The organism is Cupriavidus sp. CuC1 (assembly GCF_044627735.1).
GTDB classification, from domain to species: domain Bacteria; phylum Pseudomonadota; class Gammaproteobacteria; order Burkholderiales; family Burkholderiaceae; genus Cupriavidus; species Cupriavidus ulmosensis.
The window spans coordinates 1-4097 of the sequence record NZ_JBIUHC010000308.1; the positions used below are offsets into that span (position 1 = coordinate 1).

At 63.9% G+C, this 4097-nt stretch carries 6 protein-coding genes and 1 pseudogene; 2 read left to right on the forward strand and 5 right to left on the reverse strand.

Annotated features, from left to right (window positions below):
- Positions 1-77: 77 nt before the first annotated feature.
- Positions 78-845: pseudogene (locus ACGLHR_RS50790) on the forward strand (glycosyltransferase); the annotation flags it as partial.
- A gap of 170 nt (positions 846-1015) precedes the next feature.
- Positions 1016-1342, forward strand: a complete 327-nt coding sequence (locus ACGLHR_RS50795; protein WP_400103588.1) for a cupin domain-containing protein — start codon at positions 1016-1018, stop codon at positions 1340-1342.
- A gap of 20 nt (positions 1343-1362) precedes the next feature.
- Here the strand turns inward: ACGLHR_RS50795 and ACGLHR_RS50800 are convergent, their stop codons facing one another.
- From ACGLHR_RS50800 to ACGLHR_RS50820, 5 genes are all read right to left on the reverse strand, one after another.
- Positions 1363-1650 (reverse strand): DUF6881 domain-containing protein, encoded by a 288-nt coding sequence (locus tag ACGLHR_RS50800; RefSeq protein ID WP_400103590.1) that lies wholly within the window; start codon positions 1648-1650, stop codon positions 1363-1365.
- A gap of 39 nt (positions 1651-1689) precedes the next feature.
- Positions 1690-2055, reverse strand: a complete 366-nt coding sequence (locus tag ACGLHR_RS50805; RefSeq protein WP_400103592.1) for a glyoxalase superfamily protein — start codon at positions 2053-2055, stop codon at positions 1690-1692.
- Between the two features lie 20 nt (positions 2056-2075).
- Positions 2076-3272: an enoyl-ACP reductase FabV gene (gene fabV, locus ACGLHR_RS50810; RefSeq protein ID WP_400103594.1), complete on the reverse strand. Its 1197-nt coding sequence runs from the start codon at positions 3270-3272 to the stop codon at positions 2076-2078.
- A 78-nt stretch (positions 3273-3350) separates the two neighbouring features.
- On the reverse strand, positions 3351-3692 hold the full coding sequence (locus ACGLHR_RS50815; protein ID WP_043353352.1) for an FKBP-type peptidyl-prolyl cis-trans isomerase: 342 nt from the start codon (positions 3690-3692) through the stop codon (positions 3351-3353).
- A gap of 104 nt (positions 3693-3796) precedes the next feature.
- Entirely contained in the window at positions 3797-4045 is a 249-nt protein-coding gene (locus ACGLHR_RS50820; RefSeq protein WP_400103596.1) for a DUF1272 domain-containing protein, read from the reverse strand.
- Positions 4046-4097: the final 52 nt, after the last annotated feature.

Consider the following 4097-nt stretch of genomic DNA (forward strand, 5'->3'; position numbering starts at 1 on the left):
CCCCCCAATGAGCCGATTCCTCAATCAGGAAAAGGGCTTCGCGACGCCGCAGCCGCGGCGTCACCATGGAACTTCGGCTTAGCCGCGCGAGCCACCACTTTGTCAACGGGATGCTGTGGCGGGCGTTTCGCAAGCAGACCAATGCGGCGCGCGCGGCGGTATGCGGGCTGCCGCCCCGGCGGGCGCTCTGGACCCGGCATCCGATGCTTTATGGAGTCTCGCCGAGCCTGTTGCCCAAGCCGGCAGACTGGCCGGCCAATGCGCGGGTTTGCGGGCAATGGATCGCGCCGTCACCGGACTGGAGCGTGCCGCAGCCGCTTGCCGATTTCCTCGCGGCAGGCGAGCCGCCGATGTATTTCGGCTTCGGGAGCATGGCGGGGTTCGATCGGCGGAAGATGCTGGACGCGGTGGTCACGGCGGCCGCGGGACGGCGGGCGCTGTTTTATCCTGGGTGGAGCGGGATGGACACCGCCGGACTTCCCGCGAATGTGCATGTGGTTGGCGACACGCCGCATGACTGGCTGTTTCCCAGGACGTCGCTCGTTGTCCATCACGGCGGCTCCGGCACGACCCATTGCGCCGCGCGGGCGGGGGTGCCATCGGTGGTGGTGCCGTTCGTGGGTGACCAGTTCTTCTGGGCGGACCGGCTCAGGCTGGCCGGCGTTGCCGCCGCCGCCGTGAACGGAAAGCACCTGCAAGCCTCGGCACTCGCACGCGCCATCGCGTTCGCCCAGGGCGCCGAGGCACGGTCCCGCGCCCGCGAGCTCGGTGCCCGCATGGCGGGCGAAAACGGCCTGGCCGATGCGGTCTCGGCCATCGAGGCCATGATGCGGGATGGCCCATGATGTTACTGGTGTGCGCACGCTGCCAGGTATCGGGGTTTTTCCGTGTTCGCTAATTTCCGGATCGCTGGCGGGCACGACTAGAATGGATTGTCCGGAACGCGGCGCGCTTCGCGCCGAAGTGCCCGCCACGCCCCACACCGCTCACGTCGTTCACACCCGAGGAGCCGCCCATGTCCCTGCCTCATCTAGCTTCCGGCCAGGTTGCCAGCGTGCTGCCGCTAGGCGAGCGTCTCGCGAAGACACCCACTACCGCCTTCTTCAAGGAAAGCCGCCTGGAGGTCATGCGCCTGGTGCTGACCGCCGGCAAGCATTTGCCAGCCCATGCGGTAGCCGGGCCAATCACGGTGCAGTGCCTGGAAGGGGAGGTCGATATCGGCGTGGAAGGCGCGCACCGGCTGCTGCGGCAAGGCGACCTGATCTATCTGGAATCCAACGTCATGCACGATGTGACGGCGATCAGCAACGCATCATTGCTGGTGACGCTGGTGCTGCTGTAGCAGGCGTCACCAGGAAACGCTCAATGCTTTGCCGGGCGCGCGTGCAATAGCCAGAGGACTTCAAAAGCCTCCGGCGTCATCGGCGCGCCGTCGAACTCCGGATCGGCGTTGATCTCGGCAAGGCCTGGCACCGGCACCAGCCCGAGATTGGTGCTTCCCGTTGCCGCATCGGCGCTGGCGAAGCCTACGGTTCCGTCCCGGAAGAATTCCAGCTTCCTGGTCTCGAAGCGCGCGCCGTCAAGCTCCGACACAAGGCGAACCGGCTCCGAGGCAAGCTCGTGCCGCCAGATGACGTCGATGTATTCCATTGGGATCTCCCCTCAAGCCGCGTGTCGCCAAACAAAAACCTAGTCCTTGGATAGCTCGCAAAACCGCAGGCGGTTGCCAAACGGATCCGCGACTTGCAACTGCCGCCCCCAGCCCACCGCGTCGATGCCTGGCTTTGCGTAGGGATACTGCCTGGCATCCAGTTCGCGATGCAGGGCATCGATGTCTTCCACGGGGACGAACACCGTCGAACCCGGCGTGGCGTCTCCATGGTGCTCGCTCAGGTGCAGCGTCAGGCCGGATCGCCTCACCTGGGCATATAGCGGAAATCCCTCCTCGAAACGATGCTCCCAATCGAGGGTGAAGCCAAGATAGTCCAGATAGAATTCCTTGGCCTTCTCGACCGAGAAGATCCGGATGATGGGGATGGCGGGGGAGAGGTTCATCAGTGTGTTCTGCTCGTGCCTTACGCCTCGACCAGGTTGGGAATCTCCACGGCCGGATTCACGTCGGCGGCATAGTCCACGCCGTCGATGCCAAATCCGAACAGGCGCAGGAACTCTGACTTGTAGCCCACAAAATCGGTGAGCGCGTAGATATTGTCGTCGGTGACCTGGTCCCACAACTGCGTCACGCGGGCCTGGACGTCCGGGCTCAGTTCCTTCTCATCCGTGCGCAGCCGGCCTTGCGCATCCTGGCGCGGCGACTGGCTGTACAGGCAGTCCTTGTAGAGCGAGTAGACCTGCTCGATGCAGCCTTCGTGGGTGCCGGTTTCCTTCATCACCTTGAACAGCAGCGACAGGTACAGGGGCATCACCGGGATGGCGGAGCTGGCCTGGGTCACCACGGCCTTGAGCACCGCGACGCGTGCGTCGCCGCCGGTGGCCGCCAGCTTGCCGCGCAGGTCCAGCACCTTCTGGTCCAGGTCTTTCTTGGCGGCGCCGATGGAGCCGTTCCAGTAGATATCGTGGGTGACCTTTTCGCCCAGGTAGGTGAACGCGGTGGTCTTTGCGTTGTCGGCGAGCACGCCGGCGGCGAGCAGGGCGTCGATCCACATTTGCCAGTCTTCACCGCCCATCACCGCCACGGTGTGATCGATCTCTTCCTGCGTTGCCGGCTGCAGGCTGATTTCCTTGATCACCTCCTTGTCGGTGTCGAGGCCGCGCTGCCGGATTTCCTTGCCGATGGGCTTGAGCGTGGAATTGAAGATCTCGCCCGTCTTCGGATGCTTTCGCCGCGGCGCAGCAAGGCTGTAGACAACCAGGTCGACCTGGCCGAGATCGCGCTTGATGAGGTCGATGGTTTGCTGCTTGATCTCGTCGGAGAAGCCGTCGCCATTGATGCTCATGGCATAGTGGCCTTCGGCCGCTGCCGCCTTGTGAAACGCGGCGGTGTTGTACCAGCCCGCGGTGCCGGGCTTGCTTTCGGTGCCGGCGCGTTCGAAGAAGACGCCGAGCGTGTCCGCGCCGCACCCGAACGTTGCCGTGATGCGCGCGGCGAGGCCATAGCCGGTGGAGGCGCCGATGACCAGGACCTTCTTGGGTCCGTTGGCAACCGGGCCGTTCGCCTTCACGTAGGCGATCTGCTGGTTGACGTTGGCTTCGCAGCCGGCGGGATGGGCGGTGACACACATAAAGCCGCGCACGCGGGGTCCGATGATCATTGTGGGTTCCTTGCAATTTTGGTGGATTGTAATGGAACCCCGGCCTCGGGCATGCGCCAGCTGGTATTGCAGCCCGTATTAGTCGTCCCGCGTCAGCACTTCCAGCAACTCGATCTCGAAGACCAGGTTCGAGTTCGGCTTGATATGGGCGCCGACCTGTCGCTCGCCATAGGCAAGGTGGGCGGGGACATGGAGCTTGCGCTTGCCGCCGACTTTCATGCCCATCAGCCCCAGGTCCCAGCCTTTGATCACGCGCCCGGTGCCGATCACGCACTGGAAGGGCTTGCCGCGATCATAGGAAGAGTCGAACCTGGTGCCGTCCTCCAGATAGCCGCTGTACTGGGTGGTGATCAAGGCGCCTTTGACCACCGCCTTGCCGTCGCCGAGTTGAATGTCTTCAACCTGTAGTTCGTTGCTCATCCGCCGCTCTGTCTTGTGGATTCATTTGCCGAGGAAGCAGAGTTTACATCCCCCGAGGCTATGTCACCAGAAGGGGCGCGCACGGATTCTTGCATCCGGGCCAGCTATCGTTGCTCAGGAGGAATCCCGCGAATGGCGGCCGAAAACTGCGCATGCGTGGCCGGATCCACCGGCCGGTGCTTGGTCCTGGTGCTGGCCGGATCCTTGCCGAGGTAGTTGTTGCCCTTCCAGTTGCGCGACGGCCGGATTGGCCTTGGCATGAAGCCACCTCCACAATTTGGGCAGACATTGCCCAGGACATCGTCCACGCATGACGCGCAGAATGTGCATTCATCAGTTCGCGCGGGAAACATCGGCCTTCCGGCCGGTGAGGGATAGCGCGCGACGCGAAGCGTCGCCCCTGTG

Bases quoted from the DNA above. Each gene is read 5' to 3' on its own strand.
- ACGLHR_RS50795 (WP_400103588.1), top strand. From the start codon at position 1,016: ATGTCCCTGCCTCATCTAGCTTCCGGCCAGGTTGCCAGCGTGCTGCCG.
- fabV (WP_400103594.1), bottom strand. From the start codon at position 3,272: ATGATCATCGGACCCCGCGTGCGCGGCTTTATGTGTGTCACCGCCCAT.
- ACGLHR_RS50800 (WP_400103590.1), bottom strand. From the start codon at position 1,650: ATGGAATACATCGACGTCATCTGGCGGCACGAGCTTGCCTCGGAGCCG.
- ACGLHR_RS50815 (WP_043353352.1), bottom strand. From the start codon at position 3,692: ATGAGCAACGAACTACAGGTTGAAGACATTCAACTCGGCGACGGCAAG.
- ACGLHR_RS50820 (WP_400103596.1), bottom strand. From the start codon at position 4,045: ATGTTTCCCGCGCGAACTGATGAATGCACATTCTGCGCGTCATGCGTG.
- ACGLHR_RS50805 (WP_400103592.1), bottom strand. From the start codon at position 2,055: ATGAACCTCTCCCCCGCCATCCCCATCATCCGGATCTTCTCGGTCGAG.